The 15,118-nt window shown below is 66.7% G+C and carries 16 protein-coding genes; 6 read left to right on the top strand and 10 right to left on the bottom strand.

Features of this window, described 5'->3' with window-relative positions:
- Positions 1 to 18: 18 nt before the first annotated feature.
- From KTJ87_RS07985 to KTJ87_RS07965, 5 genes are all read right to left on the bottom strand, one after another.
- Positions 19 to 792 (bottom strand): ABC transporter ATP-binding protein, encoded by a 774-nt coding sequence (locus KTJ87_RS07985; RefSeq protein WP_267138566.1) that lies wholly within the window; start codon positions 790 to 792, stop codon positions 19 to 21.
- On the bottom strand, positions 792 to 1,550 hold the full coding sequence (locus tag KTJ87_RS07980; protein ID WP_267138565.1) for an ABC transporter ATP-binding protein: 759 nt from the start codon (positions 1,548 to 1,550) through the stop codon (positions 792 to 794). Before KTJ87_RS07980 ends, KTJ87_RS07985 begins: the two co-directional genes overlap by 1 nt.
- A gap of 12 nt (positions 1,551 to 1,562) precedes the next feature.
- Positions 1,563 to 2,774: a branched-chain amino acid ABC transporter permease gene (locus KTJ87_RS07975; RefSeq protein ID WP_267138564.1), complete on the bottom strand. Its 1,212-nt coding sequence runs from the start codon at positions 2,772 to 2,774 to the stop codon at positions 1,563 to 1,565.
- Between the two features lie 3 nt (positions 2,775 to 2,777).
- The gene (locus KTJ87_RS07970) at positions 2,778 to 3,809 is read right to left on the bottom strand and encodes a branched-chain amino acid ABC transporter permease (RefSeq protein WP_267138563.1); all 1,032 of its coding nucleotides are present in this window, start codon (positions 3,807 to 3,809) and stop codon (positions 2,778 to 2,780) included.
- Positions 3,810 to 3,915: 106 nt separating this feature from the next.
- The gene (locus KTJ87_RS07965) at positions 3,916 to 5,262 is read right to left on the bottom strand and encodes a substrate-binding protein (protein ID WP_267138562.1); all 1,347 of its coding nucleotides are present in this window, start codon (positions 5,260 to 5,262) and stop codon (positions 3,916 to 3,918) included.
- A 238-nt stretch (positions 5,263 to 5,500) separates the two neighbouring features.
- Here KTJ87_RS07965 and KTJ87_RS07960 point away from each other — a divergent pair, with 238 nt between their 5' ends.
- From KTJ87_RS07960 to KTJ87_RS07940, 5 genes are all read left to right on the top strand, one after another.
- Positions 5,501 to 6,775, top strand: coding sequence for a helix-turn-helix domain-containing protein (locus KTJ87_RS07960; RefSeq protein WP_267138561.1), 1,275 nt, complete (start codon positions 5,501 to 5,503; stop codon positions 6,773 to 6,775).
- 74 nt (positions 6,776 to 6,849) lie between these two features.
- Entirely contained in the window at positions 6,850 to 7,221 is a 372-nt protein-coding gene (locus tag KTJ87_RS07955; protein ID WP_267138560.1) for a response regulator transcription factor, read from the top strand.
- Positions 7,218 to 7,517 carry a hypothetical protein gene (locus KTJ87_RS07950; RefSeq protein ID WP_267138559.1) on the top strand — a complete coding sequence of 100 codons (300 nt, stop codon included), beginning with the start codon at positions 7,218 to 7,220 and terminating at the stop codon, positions 7,515 to 7,517. Before KTJ87_RS07955 ends, KTJ87_RS07950 begins: the two co-directional genes overlap by 4 nt.
- A complete protein-coding gene (locus tag KTJ87_RS07945; RefSeq protein ID WP_267138558.1) occupies positions 7,514 to 10,192 on the top strand; it encodes a sensor histidine kinase in 2,679 nt (892 codons plus the stop codon). Before KTJ87_RS07950 ends, KTJ87_RS07945 begins: the two co-directional genes overlap by 4 nt.
- A gap of 59 nt (positions 10,193 to 10,251) precedes the next feature.
- A complete protein-coding gene (locus tag KTJ87_RS07940) occupies positions 10,252 to 11,154 on the top strand; it encodes a FliM/FliN family flagellar motor switch protein (protein ID WP_267138557.1) in 903 nt (300 codons plus the stop codon).
- On the opposite strand, the gene KTJ87_RS07935 is transcribed toward KTJ87_RS07940, so the two are convergent.
- The 3 genes from KTJ87_RS07935 to KTJ87_RS07925 all read right to left on the bottom strand — a co-directional run bounded on the left by KTJ87_RS07935 (position 11,151) and on the right by KTJ87_RS07925 (position 12,503).
- Entirely contained in the window at positions 11,151 to 11,576 is a 426-nt protein-coding gene (locus KTJ87_RS07935; protein ID WP_267138556.1) for a TIGR01244 family sulfur transferase, read from the bottom strand. The genes KTJ87_RS07940 and KTJ87_RS07935 overlap by 4 nt on opposite strands.
- Before the next feature lie 64 nt (positions 11,577 to 11,640).
- Complete coding sequence (locus KTJ87_RS07930) at positions 11,641 to 12,072, bottom strand: DUF6691 family protein (protein ID WP_267138757.1); 432 nt, start codon at positions 12,070 to 12,072, stop codon at positions 11,641 to 11,643.
- Positions 12,073 to 12,077: 5 nt separating this feature from the next.
- Positions 12,078 to 12,503, bottom strand: coding sequence for a YeeE/YedE family protein (locus KTJ87_RS07925; protein ID WP_267138555.1), 426 nt, complete (start codon positions 12,501 to 12,503; stop codon positions 12,078 to 12,080).
- Between the two features lie 251 nt (positions 12,504 to 12,754).
- Here KTJ87_RS07925 and KTJ87_RS07920 point away from each other — a divergent pair, with 251 nt between their 5' ends.
- A complete protein-coding gene (locus KTJ87_RS07920; RefSeq protein ID WP_267138554.1) occupies positions 12,755 to 14,677 on the top strand; it encodes a 3-hydroxyacyl-CoA dehydrogenase family protein in 1,923 nt (640 codons plus the stop codon).
- Here the strand turns inward: KTJ87_RS07920 and KTJ87_RS07915 are convergent.
- Positions 14,643 to 14,894, bottom strand: coding sequence for a ribbon-helix-helix domain-containing protein (locus tag KTJ87_RS07915; RefSeq protein ID WP_267138553.1), 252 nt, complete (start codon positions 14,892 to 14,894; stop codon positions 14,643 to 14,645). The genes KTJ87_RS07920 and KTJ87_RS07915 overlap by 35 nt on opposite strands.
- A complete protein-coding gene (locus KTJ87_RS07910) occupies positions 14,891 to 15,082 on the bottom strand; it encodes a DUF4169 family protein (protein WP_267138552.1) in 192 nt (63 codons plus the stop codon). The genes KTJ87_RS07915 and KTJ87_RS07910 overlap by 4 nt, the downstream gene beginning before the upstream one ends.
- Between the last annotated feature and the right edge of the window lie 36 nt (positions 15,083 to 15,118).

Genomic DNA, 15,118 nt, shown 5'->3' with positions numbered 1-15,118 from the left:
GCAGCACAGGTGCAGGTTTCAGATGGCGAGGTATTCCGCGCGAAGTTTCTCGTCGTCGAGCACTTCCTTGGCGCTGCCATCGAACACGACATGTCCCGTGTCGAGGATCACCGCACGGTCCGCAAGCTTCAAGGCCCGAACGGCATTCTGTTCCACGATCACCGTGGTGATGCCCTGTTCCTTGATGATGTTCAGCGTCTTCTCGATCTCGTCGACGATCACCGGCGCAAGACCCTCATAGGGTTCGTCCAGCAGAAGAACCTTGATGTCACGGGCCAGTGCGCGGGCGATGGCCAGCATCTGCTGCTCGCCGCCCGAAAGCGTCGTGCCCTCTTGCTTGCGCCGCTCGCCGAGGCGGGGGAACAGCTCGTAAATGCGTTCCAGCGACCAGCCGACGGGTTCGGTGATTTGCGCCAGCTTGAGGTTCTCCTCGACGGTGAGGCCAGAGATGATGCGCCGATCCTCGGGCACCAAGGCGATCCCGGCGACGGCAGCCTCATGGCTTTTCATCTTGGTCAGGTTCTTGTGGTCCAGCCAGATCTCGCCGTGGGTGAGCCGCGGATTGTCGAGCCGCGCCAGCGCCCGCAGGGTCGAGGTCTTGCCTGCGCCGTTACGGCCCAGAAGCGCGAGGATCTCGCCCTCGTGCACGGTCAGGCTGACGCCCTGCACGATGTAGCTTTCGCCGTAGTAGGCGTGGATGTCCCACGCGCTGAAGAAGGCGGGCGCGGTCGCGGCCTGGTTGGAATGCTTTGACCAGTCGTGCTGGCCGGTGGTGTCTTCTGCGACGGACATCAGTGTTGTGCCTCCCCGAGATAGGCTTCGCGGACCTTGGGATGGCCCTTGATCTTTTCCGGCGTATCCTCGACCAGCGGCGTGCCTTGCGCCAGCACGGTGATCCGGTCGGCGAGCGAGAACACGACGTGCATGTCATGCTCGATGATCGCCATCGTGATGCTGCGCTTCTCGTTGATTTCCTTGAGCAGCGCGATGGTGTTGTTGGTGTCGGCGCGGCTCATGCCGGCGGTCGGTTCGTCCAGCAAGAGAAGCCGAGGCTCCTGCACGAGGCACATCGCCATTTCCAGCCGCCGCTTGTCGCCGCGCGACAGGCTTCCGGCATGAAAATCGCGCTTTTCCAGCATGTTGACGTCGGCCAGCATGGTTTCGGCCTGCTCGATGATCGACCCCTCGCGCGCCACCTGTTCGATGGCGTGCATCCGGAACGACCCGTCGCGCCGTGCGAAGCAGGGGATCATCACGTTCTCCAGCACCGTCAGGTCGCTGAAGATTTCCGGCGTCTGGAACACGCGCGAGATGCCCATCTGGTTGATCTCGTGCGGCTTGCGCCCCAGCACCGACTGGCCATCGAACATGACCGTTCCGGTGTCGGGGATCAGCTTGCCGACGAGGCAGTTCAGCAAGGTCGACTTGCCCGCGCCGTTCGGCCCGATGATCGCGTGGACCGAATTTTCCTGCACGGATAGGTTCACGTCCCCAAGCGCCTGAAGGCCGCCGAACCGCTTGCCCACGCCTTTGACTTCAAGAATTCCCATCTGTCCGTCTCCTTATTCGGCGGGGGTGTTCTGGCCCTGGGCGGTGCCCGCGGCCTGGTCGGTCTTCTTCTTGCGGCGGAACAGACGCCCGATCCGCTGGCCGCCTTCGACAAGACCGCCCGGCAGGAAGATCACCACCAGCATGAACAGGATGCCCAGCGTCAGGTGCCAGCCCTTGCCGACGAAGGGGTGCACAAGGAACACCATCGCATTCTCGAACCCGTCAGGCAGGAAGGCAAACCACTGGTGCAGCACCTGGTCGTTGATCCGAGAAAAGATGTTCTCGAAATACTTGATGAAGCCCGCGCCCAGCACCGGCCCGATCAGGGTTCCCGCGCCGCCAAGGATCGTCATCAGAACGACCTCGCCCGACCGGGTCCAGAGCATCCGCTCGGCCCCTGCCAGAGGGTCCATCGACACCATCAGACCGCCCGCAAGACCCGCGAACATGCCCGAGATCACGAAAGCGGCCAGCGTGTAGGGACGCGGGTTGAGGCCCGTGTAGTTCATCCGCTGCTGGTTCGACTTCACCGCCCGCAGCATCATGCCGAACGGCGAGCGGAAGATCCGGATCGACAGGTAGAAGGCCAAGATCATGATGACGCCGCAGATGTAATAGCCCGCGTTGAAGTCGAACGACCAGGCGCCGAGGTCCAGCGTGTGGGTCGCCCGTGTCTCCAGTCCGAACAGCGACGGCACCGGAAGCGATCCGTCCGCCGCGCTTGCGCCTTCAAGGATGCGGGGATCGTTCTGCGACAGCTGCAGCCCGGTCTCGCCGTTGGTGATGGGGGTCAGCACCGAATAGGCCAGCGCATAGGACATCTGGGCGAAGGCCAGCGTCAGGATCGAGAAATAGATACCCGACCGGCGCAGCGATATGAACCCGATGAACAGCGCGAACAGGCCAGCGACCAGCACCGAGGCGGTGATGGCGTAAAGCACGTTCATCCCCAGCAGCTTGAACATCCAGACCCCGGCGTAAGAGCCTGCGCCAAGGAACGCGGCATGGCCGAAGGACAGGTAGCCCGTCAGACCGAACAGGATGTTGAAGCCGACGGCGAAGATCCCGAAGATCAGGAACCGCTGCATCAGGTCCGGATACCCGGCGTTGAACTGCGCCAGCGACGAGTCGGACGGGAAGGGATTGAGGATGAAGGGGGCGAAGATCACCATCACCACCACGATCAGGAAAAGGACGCCGTCCTTGCGATTGAGTCCAAGCATGGATCAGTCCTCCATCACGCCCTTGCGGCCCATCAGGCCACGCGGACGCGTCAACAGAATGATGATGGCGACCAGGTAGATGACGACCTGGTTGATGCCGGGGATGGTCTCGATCACGGCCGACATCGAGGCAAAGCTTTGCAGGATGCCCAGAAGGAAGCCGGCCAGCACCGCGCCGGGCAGGCTGCCCATGCCGCCGACGACGACCACCACGAAGCTGAGAACGAGGAAATCCATCCCCATGTGATAGTTTGGCGAGTTGATCGGCGTATACATCGCTCCCGCAAGGCCCGCGACGGCGGCCGCAAGGCCGAACATCAGCGTGAACCGGCGGTCGATGTTGATGCCCAGAAGCCCGACCGTCTCGCGGTCGGCCATCCCGGCGCGCACGACCATGCCGAAGGTTGTGAACTGCAGGAAGGCAAAGACGGCGGCGATGATGACGACCGAGAACACGAAGTAGATCAGGCGCCAGTAGGGGTAGATCACCGTGAAGGGATCAAAGCCCAGCAGGACGCCGAAATCGAACGATCCCGTGAACGCCTGGGGCGCCGGGGTGGGGATCGGGTTGGCCCCGTAGAACGCCTTGATGATCTCTTGCAGCACGATCGCGAGGCCGAAGGTCACAAGGATCTGATCTGCGTGGGGACGCTTGTAGAAATGCCGGATCAGTCCGCGTTCCATCACCACGCCGACAAGGATCATTACCGGGATCGCGAAGAGGATCGACAGCGGAACCGTCCAGTCGATGATCGTGGCCCCCAACTCGGGGCCGAAGATGTCGTAGATATAGGGCACCTTGACCATCGCCGGGTTGCCCAGGAAGTCGGTGCGCGAGGGGTCCAGCACCTCATGGCTGAGCGTCAGCAACCGCCCCAGTGTCACGGCACAGAATGCCCCGATCATGAACAGCGCGCCGTGCGCGAAGTTGACCACCCCGAGCGTGCCGAAGATCAGTGTCAGCCCCAAGGCGATCAGCGCATAGGCCGACCCCTTGTCGAGCCCGTTCAGGATCTGGATTATGAAAGATTCCATGGACTTCTATCCCCTCAGAAACCCCCCGGCACGCGGCAAGGGGAAAGTCCGCGCGCACCTGTGAGGGCGCGCGCGGGGCGTTGGTGTCGTATCGTCCGCGTGGGACTTAGGCGCCGGGGTTGCACGACCCGAGCGAACCACCCTGGAAGTCCGGGTGATCGACCGGGTAGGTCACCACGTCGCGCGGCGTGATCTCGACGATCTCGAGCAGGTCGAACTCCGAGGTGGGGTTCTCTTTGCCCTTCACGACAAGCACGTCCTTGAAGCACTGGTGATCTTCGGCGCGGTACAGCGTCGGGCCATTGCCCATGCCGTCGAACTCGAAGCCTTCCAGGGCCTCGGCCACGGCGCAGGGGTTGAACGACCCGCCGCGTGTGACTGCGTCCGCGTAAAGCAGCGTCTGGACATAGCAGGTGTGTGCGGCCTGCGACGGCGGGAAGCCGTACTTGGTGCCGAACGAGCGAACGAAGGCTTGTGACGCCTCGTCCTGCAGCGACCAGTGCCAGTTGGTGGAGCCGAAGATGCCCTTGATCGAGTCGCCCGCGCCGCGTGCCATCAGGCGCGAGAACAGCGGAACCACGATCTCGAAGTTCTTGCCGTTGGCTTCAAGGTTGCGCAGGCCGAACTGGACAGCCTGGGTCAGCGAGTTGACCATGTCTCCGCCATAGTGGTTCAGGATCAGCACGTCTGCGCCCGACTGCGCCACCGGCGCGATGTAGGACGAGAAGTCGCCTGCGCCCACCGGGGTCAGAACGGTGTTCACCGTCTCCCAGCCGAGATCCTCGGTGTAGGTCTTCATCGAGTTCTCTTGCGACCAGCCCCAGGTGTAGTCGGCGGTCAGGTGATAGGCCTTGCGGTCCGATCCGTAGTTCGCCTCGAGGATCGGGGCGAGCGCGCGGCCGGACATCTCGGTGTTGAAGAAGTGGCGGAAGCCGTTTGCCCGCTTGTCCTTGCCGGTGGTGTCGTTCGAGTGCGTGAGGCCAGCCATGAAGATGACACCGGCGTCCTGGCACAGGCCCTGGACCGCGATGGCGACGCCCGACGACGAGCCGCCGGTGATCATGATGGCGCCGTCCTTCTCGATCATCGAGCGTGCCGAGGCGCGCGCGGCGTCCGAGTTGGTCTGCGTGTCGCCGGTCACATACTCGACCTTGCGGCCAAGGATGCCGGTGCCGTCCAGAACCTTGGACGTGAAGGTGTTCAGCATGCCGCCGTCGCCTTCGCCGTTCAGGTGCTCGACAGCAAGCTGGTAGGCGCGAAGCTCGTCCGCGCCCTCATCCGCGTAGGCGCCGGTCTGGGGCACGTTGAAGCCGAGCGTGACAGTCGACTCGCCCGGTGCATTGGTAAAGCCGCTGTGAGCGGCGGCGCGCAGGTAGGTCGGCATCGCAAGGGCGGCACCCGCCATTGCGCTGGTCTTCAGAAGCCCACGGCGCGTGAAGTTCGATTTGGACATGAAAATCCTCCCGTTTGGTAAAAGTCGCAAGGATGCTCCTCAACATCCGTGCGCGGTATCCTTTTACAGGATGTTGCGACTATGGAGCAGCGCAAGAAAATAAGGAAGCAAGTGTTTGCTTTGAATGAATATTTTTGTAAATATCTCGACTGTGCAGCTGCGAGATTTGTAAAGAAATTTTCTTCGCAGTGCAGCAACGTGCTGGATTGCAAGGGGAATTGCCGTGAGGGAAGCCGCCATGACCGGCAGCAGAATCCGCGAAAGGCGCGAGGTTCTGGGGCTGAAACAGGCCGCGTTGGCCAAGGCCATAGGGATATCGCCTGCATACCTTAACCTGATCGAGCACAACCGCCGGAGAATCGGCGGCCGCGTGCTGAACGATCTGGCGCGGGCGCTGGGGGTCGACCCGTCGGCGCTGACCGAAGGCGCAGAAGAAGCGCTTCTGGAACAACTGGCCGCCGTCGCGGCGGGACCGGACGGCGAGACGGCCGAAGCCATCCGCAGCGACGATCTGGCGACCCGTTTTCCCGGCTGGACGCGCACCGTCGTCGCACAGGCCCGGCGCATCGAGGCGCTGGAACGCACGGTCGCCACGCTTTCGGACCGCCTGACGCATGACCCGTTCTTGTCTGAATCCCTGCACGACGTGCTGTCCACTGTGTCGGCGATCCGCTCGACCGCGTCGATCCTTGTCGAAACCCCCGACATCGAGCCGGAATGGCGCGACCGGTTCCAGCGCAACGTCTTCGAGGAAAGCGCCCGACTTGCCGAGGGCGCGCGCACGCTGGTCGGGTATCTCGATGCCGGGGCCGCCGAGGATGCCAGCGTGAATTCCCCGCAGGAAGAGCTTGAGGCCTGGCTTGCGGCGCGGGGCCACTGGATCGCCCCGCTCGAGGAGGGATCGACCACGCCCGAAGACCTGTTGAACGCGCCGGACGCGCCCGGATCGCAAAGCGCGCGGACGCTGGCCGCCAGCTATCTGCGCCGCTACGCAGCCGAGGCGCGGCAGATGCCGGAAGCGGCGTTTCGTGCGGCGATCGAGGATCTGGGCAATGATCCCGCAGCGCTGGCCCGGCAGTTCGACATGCCGCTGTCGGCGGTGCTGCGCCGGATGGCGGTAATCCTGGGCGACGACGCGGGGCTGGTGATCTGCGACGGGTCGGGCACATTGACGCACCGCAAGCCGCTGGCGGGCTTCGCGCTGCCGCGTTTCGGGGCGGCCTGTCCGCTCTGGCCTCTTTACCGGGTGCTCGGGCGCCCCTCGGCGCCGCTGCGGGCACGGATCGCTCTGGCCGGACGGCAGAGATTGGAATTCATCGCCTATGCCGTCTGCGATGCCTCGCAGCCGCGCAGTTTCGACGCAACGCCGGTGTTCGAGGCGGTGATGCTGCTGCTGCCCGCCGCCGCAGGACCAGAGCCGCAGGGCGATCCGGTGGGGATCAGCTGCCGGATCTGTCCGCGCACGTCATGCGCTGCCCGCCGGGAACCTGCGCTGATCGCGGATACCGTCTGACCTTTTGACAAGCGTGCGCCAGTAGCGCGATAGTCAGGAACAATTCCGCGCCGCCTTGGGGAGGGGGTCCGCGCATGACCAAGAAAGTGCTGCTCATCGAGGATGAGCCAAGCATCATACAGGCGATAAGCTTCATCCTGTCGCGGGATGGCTGGACGGTGGACAGCCATGCCGATGGCGCGACCGCGATCGAGGCCGTGGCGCGCAAGCGGCCGGATGTCGTCGTGCTTGACCTGATGCTGCCGAACCGCTCGGGGCTGGACATCCTGACCGACCTGCGCGCCAACGCCGAGACCGAGGCGCTGCCGGTGCTGATGTTGACCGCGCGCGGCCAGAAACGCGACCGCGAGATGGCGGAACGGCTGGGCGCGACGCTGTTCATGACCAAGCCGTTCTCGAACGCCGAGGTTCTGGCGTCGGTGAACGCGCTGGCCGGGGCGGCATGACCGACACGCCGCCCCGCAATCCGCTGTTCCTTGAACGGCGGTCCTATCGGCGGCGCCGGATCGCGGATGCCGGGCGGCTGTTGCCGGTGGCGGGGCTGTTCCTGTTCCTTGTGCCGGTGCTGTGGCGGCCCGAGACCGGCGGCCCGGCAGGCACCGCTGCGTCCGGGGTCTACCTGTTCGCGGTGTGGTTCGGCCTGATCGCCGGAGGCGCGCTTCTGTCGCGCGCGCTGGTGCGCCCCGAAGACCCGCCGCCCGCCATCCGCCCGCCGGAGGCGCCGCAGGAACCGCGCCGATGATCTCGCTCAATCTCATCATCGCGGTGTGTCTGGCCTATGTCCTGCTGCTGTTCGTGATCGCCGCACTGGCAGAGCGGCGCGCGGCCAACGGACGCCTTGGCTGGCTGCGCTCGCCGGTTGTCTACACGCTGTCCCTGTCGATCTATTGCACCGCCTGGACGTTCTACGGCGCGGTCGGCTACGCCTCGCGCTCGGGACTGGAGTTCGCCACGATCTACCTTGGCCCGACGCTGGTGATGGTCGGATGGCTGTGGCTTCTGCGCAAGCTTGTCAGCATCGGGCGCACGCAAAAGATCACCTCGATCGCCGACCTGATCTCGTCGCGCTATGGCAAGTCGAACCTTCTGGGGGTGCTGGTCACCTTGCTCGCCGTGGTGGGGACGACGCCGTATATCGCGCTGCAACTGCAATCGGTCGCGCTGTCCTTTGCGGTGTTCGCGCCCGCCGCGTCGGACACCCCGGCGGCGCTGGACCGCACGGCACTGATCGTGGCGGCGGGGCTGACGGTGTTCACGATCCTGTTCGGCACCCGCAGACTGGACGCCAACGAGCAACATCACGGCGTCGTCATGGCCATCGCGCTTGAAGCGGTGGTCAAGCTGGTGGCGTTGCTTGCCGTGGGGGTCTTTGTTGTCTGGGGCGTCGCGGATGGTCCGGCGGACATCTTCGACCGGATCGAGGCGTCGCCCATCGCGGAGTGGCGCGTCGATACCGGCCGCTGGGTCACGCTGATCTTCCTGGCGGGCGCGGCGCTGATCTGCCTGCCGCGCATGTTCCAGGTCATGGTGGTCGAGAACTCGGACGAGCGGCACCTTGCCACCGCAAGCTGGGCGTTTCCGCTGTATCTGTTCCTGATGAGCCTGTTCGTCATTCCCATCGCCGTAGTGGGTATGTCGACGCTGCCGGGCGAGAACCCGGACCTTTACGTTCTGACGCTGCCGCTGCGGCTGAACGCGGAATGGCTTGCGCTTCTGTCCTTCCTTGGCGGGTTCTCGTCGGCGACGTCGATGGTGATCGTCGCCGCCATCGCGGTCTCGACGATGGTGTCGAACCACATCGTCATGCCGATCTGGCTGGCCCTGCGCAAGGACGGCGCGATGATGTCGGGCGACGTGCGCGACACGGTTCTGATGGCGCGGCGCGTGTCGATCGGCGCGGTGCTTCTGCTGGGGTATCTCTATTTCCATCTGTCGGGGTCGGGCGCGGCGCTGGCGGCGATCGGGCTGATCTCTTTCGCGGGCGTGGTGCAGGTTCTGCCTGCGCTTGTGGGCGGGCTGTTCTGGCGCGGCGCAACGCGCACCGGGGCGGCGGGCGGGCTGGTGATCGGCTTTGCCGTCTGGGCCTACACGCTGTTCCTGCCCAGCTTTGGCGTGTCGGCGGTGATGCCCGCCGAGATGCTGGCAAACGGTCCCTTCGGCCTCGCCGCGCTGCGCCCGCAGGCGCTGCTTGGCATTTCGGGTGTCGATCCGCTGGTCCATGCCGTGTTCTGGTCGATGACGCTGAACACCACCGTCTTCGTCGTGCTGTCGCTGCTCAGCTTTCCGGGGCCGCTGGAACGGGTGCAGGGCGCCGAGTTCGTCAACATCTTCGCCCACCGCAGTGCCGCGCAGGGCTGGAGCCGCTCTGCCGCCGAGGCCGAGGACCTTCTGGCGATGGCGCAGCGCATCATCGGTCCCGCCGAGGCGCAGACCATGTTCCAGAGGGCAGCCGCCGAGCAGGGCAAGGGCGGCTATCTGCCCGATACGACACCGGCGTTCCTTGAACGGCTGGAACGCCAGCTTGCCGGTTCGGTCGGCGCGGCGACGGCGCACGCGATGGTCGGCCAGATGACCGGCGAGACGGCGGTGACGGTCGAAGACCTGATGGCCGTGGCGGACGAGACCGCGCAGATGATGGAATACTCCAACCAGCTGGAAGCCAAGTCGGCCGAGCTTGGCCGCACCGCGCGGCAGCTGCGCGACGTTAACGAAAAGCTGACACAGCTGTCGATCCAGAAGGATTCGTTCCTCAGCCAGATCAGCCACGAGCTGCGCACGCCGATGACCTCGATCCGAGCCTTCTCGGAGATCCTGATGGAGGGCGGCGCGAACGAGTCCGAGCGCCGCCGCTTTGCCCATATCATCCACGACGAGACGATCCGCCTGACCCGGCTTCTGGACGATCTTCTGGACCTCAGCGTTCTGGAAAACGGGCAGGTGACGCTGAACCGCGCGGTGGTGTCGCTGTCCGAGGTGATCGACCGCGCCATCGCCTCGACCGTGCCGCCGGGCACCGAACGCGGGTTCGAGATTCGCCGCACACCAGAGGCCGAGCGCCTGCAGGTGGACACCGATCCCGACCGGCTGGCGCAGGTGTTCATCAACCTGATCTCGAACGCCCGGAAATACTGCGCCGCGCCCGAGCCGTCGCTGCGGATCGTGGTGTCCGATCAGGGCGGCGCGGTGACGGTCGATTTCATCGACAACGGCCACGGCATTCCCGCAAGCGGGCAGACGATGATCTTCGAGAAGTTCGCGCGCCTCACCGATCAGGCGCGGGCGGGCGGCGCCGGGCTGGGGCTGGCGATCTGCCGCGAGGTGATGGCCAAGCTGGGCGGCGCGATCACTTATCTGCCGGGACAGGGCGGCGCGGCGTTCCGCGTGACAGTTCCTCGCGCCGAGGCACGCGCGGCGTAAGGGATTGGCAAGGACTTGCGGCGAGACTGTGGCGGACCGACAACCGAAAAGGGCCGCCCATGACCGCCGAACATTCCGTTCTACGCCGCAAGATCGCGGGCCGCGCCGCGCCGCCCCCCGCCATGACCGAGGAAAAGGCGCTGCGCCTTGCCGCCGCTCAGGCCGGGAACGCGGCGCTTGGATGTGCGGTGATCGCATCGGGGCTTCGGATCAGCCTATGCGCGGCCGAGGAGATTGGCGCGGCTCTGCCCGATCCCGGGCTGGTGATGCGCCTCGAGGGTCCAGCGGGGCGCATCGGACTGGCGGCGCTTTGCCCGCAGGGAATGGCCTCTGTTATCGAGGCGGCGACGCTGGGCCGTGTCACCGCAGCGCCCGCCCCGGACAGGCGCGGCACGCCCACCGACGCAGCGCTGGCACAGGGGCTGATCGACAGGCTGCTGGCAGGGATCGCGCCGCGTCTGGGGCTTCTTGATGATCCGCCGTCACTGGGCGGCTACGCCTTCGCCGGGGCGCTTGGCGGGGCGCAGGCTGCCGTTCTGGCGCTGGTCGATGGCCCGCATGTCGTGTGGCAGGCCGATCTCGACATTGGCGACGCGAACCGCCGGGCGCGGCTCACGCTGGTCGTGCCGGTGCCGCAACAGGCGGCCTTGCCGGGTGCAGGGCCGGGGCGCTGGGACACCCAGTGGCGGGCGCAGGTGCTTGGATCAGAGGCGCGGATCACCGCGGAACTTGCCAGCATCGAGATTGCGGCGACCGATCTGGCGCGGCTGTCGCCCGGTCAGCTGCTCGACCTTCCTCGCGCCGCGCTCGACAGGATCGTGCTGCGCGGGGCAGGGCGGATGCGGGTAGGCGAGGCGCGGCTGGGCCGCATCGGCCCGCTGCGCGCCGTTCGGATCACGCTACTTGGTGCGGCGCAGCGCCCGGCGGTGCAAGAGCCAGAGGTGATCGACGCAGGCGCCTAGTCCCTGGACAGCGCCTCGATCTGGCCTTTCATCCCCGACAGGTCATAGCCCGCCGCGGCCGCCTTGCCGATCAGATCGTCCGCCGGGGCCTGCCCGGCAAGGCTCAACGCCCAGACGATGGTCGACCGCGTGCCGGAGCGGCAATAGGCGAACACCTTGCCCTCGGCCTGACCGATCGCCTCGCCCTGGCCGCGCACCATGTCCAGTGTCAGGCCGCCGTTGATGACCGGGTTGTAGATGAACTGCAGGCCCGCCGCCTCGGCGGCCTCGCGCATCCTGTCCGATTGCAACTCGGGCTCGACCTCGTTGTCGGGGCGGTTGTCGATGACAAGCACGTACCCGGCATCGGCAAGCGCCTGCATGTCGCTGGCGTCGATCTGCGGGGCGACCGCGTAGTCGTGCGTGATTTGACGTAGATCCATGCCATACCTCATACGCCTCGACCCCGGCCCCATGCAAGGGGAGGCGCGGCGAACCGCGCCCCGCTCAGGCGGCTGCGCCCATCGCATCGAGCCTGGCACGCAGGGGCGGAGCGGCCCACATGCCCGCCAGCATCGCTGCCATGAACACCAGCCCGCCGACCCCGCCATAGCTGAGCGACGCCACCGCCGGACCGGGACACAGCCCGGCCAGCCCCCAGCCCATCCCGAACAGGGTCGAGCCGACGATCAGGTTGCGCCCGAGACGCGGATCGCTTGGCGCGGGAAAACTGCCGCCAAGCGCGGGCTGCCGTCCGCGCGCGATGTACCACGCGATTGCCATCGGCAGGATCGCGCCCCCCATCACGAAGGCCAGCGTCGGGTCCCAAGTGCCGAACACGTCGAGCCAGCCCTGCACCTTGGCGGTGTCGACCATGCCCGAGACGGTCAGCCCCGCGCCGAAAAGCCCGCCAGACAGCAAGGCGAAAATGTTGCGCATGTTCATCAGATGATCCCCAGAAGGTGTTTGAACACCACGACGGTCACGCCGCCCGCAAGAATGTAGAACACCGTCGCCACCATCCCGCGCAGCGACAGGCGCGAGATCCCGCACACCCCGTGCCCCGAGGTGCAGCCATTGGCGATCCGCGTGCCGATGCCGACCAGCAGGCCCGCCGCGACCACCACCGCCAGGTTGCCCGTCAGGTTGGTATCGACTCGCTCGTAGACCTGCACGACAGCCAGCGGCACGAGGAACAGGCCGGCCACGAAGAACAGCCGCTCGCTGCGGTTGGACCGGCCGGTTCCGTCGACAAGCCCGCCAAGGATGCCCGAGGCGCCCATGATGCGGCCGTTGATAAGCAGGAACATCGCGGCGGCCGAGCCGATCATCAGCCCCCCGATCAATCCCATGATCCAGTCTAGCGGCATGTCATCGTCTCCTGTGCGGTGCGCGGGCAAGGGCACGCGTTCGAACCTGTGTTGCTGTAAACATATATGATATGTTGAATATAACTTGCAAGGGCTTCGATGCCCCCGAATTGGGGCAGGTACCTCATCATTTCCCTCTGAATATGGCAAGAAATCCGGGGCGCTCCACGATATTTGGTTTGGACTGGCTACATATACGGCCTATTCTGCGGCCAAGCGCCAGATCGGGCGCATGTAGCGCGTGCAGACCCATGTTGGACCGACGACCCGAGGATCGCACGACACTTGGCCAGCACGGCATCCGGACGCTTGTCGTCTCGGCCTGCGGTGCGGCTGCCCGGCAAGACCAGTGCGATGTCCTTGCGGCGCACAAGGACGCCCGGGCCATCGTTCTTGATCTCACGGCGGCCGATGCGGCGATTTTCGACGACCCTTTCGCCGCGCCCTCCCTGTCCGAGCTTGCGCACCGGATCGAGCGTTTTCCCGCCCCGGTCATCGCGGCGCTGTCGGGCAGGGTGTCGGGGCCATGCCTCGCGCTTGCGCTGGCCGCGCATTACCGCGTCGCCGCCGCGGGGGCGATCCTTCTTTCGCCCGAGGCATCACTGGGACTTGTGCCTGCGGGCGCAGCGGCGCCTCGCCTCATGCGGCTCTCAGGTCTCGCCGCCGCAATCGCGATCCTTGCCGAGGGCGAGGCTGTGCCTGCCGACGCGGCCTGCGGTCTGCGCCTTCTCGACAAGACGACGTCCGGCCCGGTGGTCCCTGCGGCGCAGGTGTTCGCGCGCGCGTTGCTGGAACGCGGCCTCGGCCCGCGCCCAACCTGCACCGAAGAGCGCGGCCTTGCCGGAGCGGCGGCGCAACTTGGCGCCCTCACTGGCCTGCGCCAGCGGGCGCCCGCGCTTGGCGAGGTGCTCGAGGCGACGCTTTTGCTGCCTGCAAGCGCCGCCGCCGAGGTGTCCGAGGTGCTGGCCACGGAAACCCGCCGCCACCCCGCTGCGCAGGCGCGCCTCCATCTGGCTTCAGCCGAGTGCGAATCGCGTGGCACGCAAGCGCCCGACAATCTCGCCTGCGCCGGGCTTGACAGCGTCTGCCTCGACGCCGCGGCCGCCGTTCTGAACGCCGGGGGACGGGTGGCGCTGATCGGCCCGACCCTGGACGCCGCCGACGCGGCTGCCGACGATCTGGTCGCGCGCTGCGGCGATGCGGTGATTGACCGAATCTCGGCAGGTGTCGACCCCGCGGCTCTTCGCCGGGCAGAGGCGGTGATCGTTCCGCTGCCACTTGGCCCTGAACCGCTGCGCAGGCTGGCCGAGACTGGCCCGGTCGATCTGCCCGCGGCGCTGGTGTCTGACCTGCCGCTGCCCGCCAGCCGCGAGGCGCTAAGGGCATTTCCGCGTGGCGTTCCCGTGCAGATCGCGGCGGGCACGTCCATCGCCGAACTTGGTGCTGGGCCCGCGCCCGACCGCGCCGCCATTGCCGCGCTGATGCGGCAGGCCGGGATCGTGCCGGTGTTGCGGCGAACGGACGGTCCTGTCGGCGAAAGGCTGATCGCGCGGCTTCGCTGGGCGGCGCAGGCGCTTCTGGAAGAGGGCGCGCAGGTCGCACAGGTGGATGCCGCGATGCGGGCGGCGCGCTATGCCCGTCCGGTGTTCGAGACGCTGGACGCCGACGGCCTGGACGCCCCGCGCAGTCTTCTGCACGAACAACTCGGCCCCGGCCGCGACGCGCGCGGCGCGGCACTGCCCGCCATCCTGCGCGCCGCCGGGCGAAACGGGCAGGCGGCAGGGCACGGCTATTACCTGCACGGCCCGGACGGCCCCGAGGCCGACCCGGCGCTCGATCATGTTCTGGCGCAGATCAGGGACAAGCGGGGTATCGCACCGCGCGCGCTGAACGAGGCCGAGATCCTCGACGCGTTGCACGGTGCGCTGGTGAACGCCGCCCTCGAGCTAGTGGCCGAGGGCTATAGCCCTGCCACCGCTGACCTTGTCGCCGTGCGCGCCGCCGGTGCGCCCGCGCCGGGCGGCGGTCCACTCATGGCCGCCGATGCGCGCGGTCTGATCCCGCTGCGCCGCGCCCTCGCGCCCCTTGCCCAGACGGTGCCGCGCCTCTGGGCGCCGCATCCGCTGTGGTCGGACGCGATCAAGTATGGTCGCCGCTTTTGCCGCCGCTCCTGACCGCCGTGCGGTAATGGTCAAGCACCTGCACCCGGATCGCCGAAGCCAGCCCGGTCTCCAGGCCCCGCGCCGCGTCGATCTCGGTCGCCAGCGCGTTCAATCCGATGCCGCGTGCCGCCGCCATCTCGCGGAACCCGTCCCAGAACGCGTCCTCTAGCGACACGCTGGTGCGGTGCCCCCGCAAGGTGAGCGAGCGCTTTACGGGGCGGCCGCTCACGGCTCGTTCCGCCGCTTGCCGTCAAGGTCCCGCGCGGCGCGCCCGGTCTCGGCCTTGTCCCGCGCCTTTTCAGCCTTGGTCCGCCCGAAGGCGACCGCGTTGGCGTCAGCCGTGCGCCTGTCCGTCTGCCGCGCCCGCGCTTTCCGGATCTTGCCAAGACGGATCACCTTTTCCGTCACTGCCCGCACCCCGTCATCTTTGGTCTCCAAATACCTCCAGGGGGG

Origin of the sequence: Anianabacter salinae (assembly GCF_019061145.1) — a bacterium.
Taxonomy (GTDB): Bacteria; Pseudomonadota; Alphaproteobacteria; order Rhodobacterales; family Rhodobacteraceae; genus Anianibacter; species Anianibacter salinarum.
Note: the sequence above shows the minus strand (reverse complement) of the source record. Positions and strands in the feature narration are given on the sequence as shown.

What these genes read in the sequence shown, in the direction of transcription:
- KTJ87_RS07985 (WP_267138566.1), bottom strand. Translation starts at nt 792, where the DNA reads ATGTCCGTCGCAGAAGACACCACCGGCCAGCACGACTGGTCAAAGCAT.
- KTJ87_RS07980 (WP_267138565.1), bottom strand. Translation starts at nt 1,550, where the DNA reads ATGGGAATTCTTGAAGTCAAAGGCGTGGGCAAGCGGTTCGGCGGCCTT.
- KTJ87_RS07975 (WP_267138564.1), bottom strand. Translation starts at nt 2,774, where the DNA reads ATGCTTGGACTCAATCGCAAGGACGGCGTCCTTTTCCTGATCGTGGTG.
- KTJ87_RS07970 (WP_267138563.1), bottom strand. Translation starts at nt 3,809, where the DNA reads ATGGAATCTTTCATAATCCAGATCCTGAACGGGCTCGACAAGGGGTCG.
- KTJ87_RS07965 (WP_267138562.1), bottom strand. Translation starts at nt 5,262, where the DNA reads ATGTCCAAATCGAACTTCACGCGCCGTGGGCTTCTGAAGACCAGCGCA.
- KTJ87_RS07960 (WP_267138561.1), top strand. Translation starts at nt 5,501, where the DNA reads ATGACCGGCAGCAGAATCCGCGAAAGGCGCGAGGTTCTGGGGCTGAAA.
- KTJ87_RS07955 (WP_267138560.1), top strand. Translation starts at nt 6,850, where the DNA reads ATGACCAAGAAAGTGCTGCTCATCGAGGATGAGCCAAGCATCATACAG.
- KTJ87_RS07950 (WP_267138559.1), top strand. Translation starts at nt 7,218, where the DNA reads ATGACCGACACGCCGCCCCGCAATCCGCTGTTCCTTGAACGGCGGTCC.
- KTJ87_RS07945 (WP_267138558.1), top strand. Translation starts at nt 7,514, where the DNA reads ATGATCTCGCTCAATCTCATCATCGCGGTGTGTCTGGCCTATGTCCTG.
- KTJ87_RS07940 (WP_267138557.1), top strand. Translation starts at nt 10,252, where the DNA reads ATGACCGCCGAACATTCCGTTCTACGCCGCAAGATCGCGGGCCGCGCC.
- KTJ87_RS07935 (WP_267138556.1), bottom strand. Translation starts at nt 11,576, where the DNA reads ATGGATCTACGTCAAATCACGCACGACTACGCGGTCGCCCCGCAGATC.
- KTJ87_RS07930 (WP_267138757.1), bottom strand. Translation starts at nt 12,072, where the DNA reads ATGCGCAACATTTTCGCCTTGCTGTCTGGCGGGCTTTTCGGCGCGGGG.
- KTJ87_RS07925 (WP_267138555.1), bottom strand. Translation starts at nt 12,503, where the DNA reads ATGCCGCTAGACTGGATCATGGGATTGATCGGGGGGCTGATGATCGGC.
- KTJ87_RS07920 (WP_267138554.1), top strand. Translation starts at nt 12,755, where the DNA reads ATGTTGGACCGACGACCCGAGGATCGCACGACACTTGGCCAGCACGGC.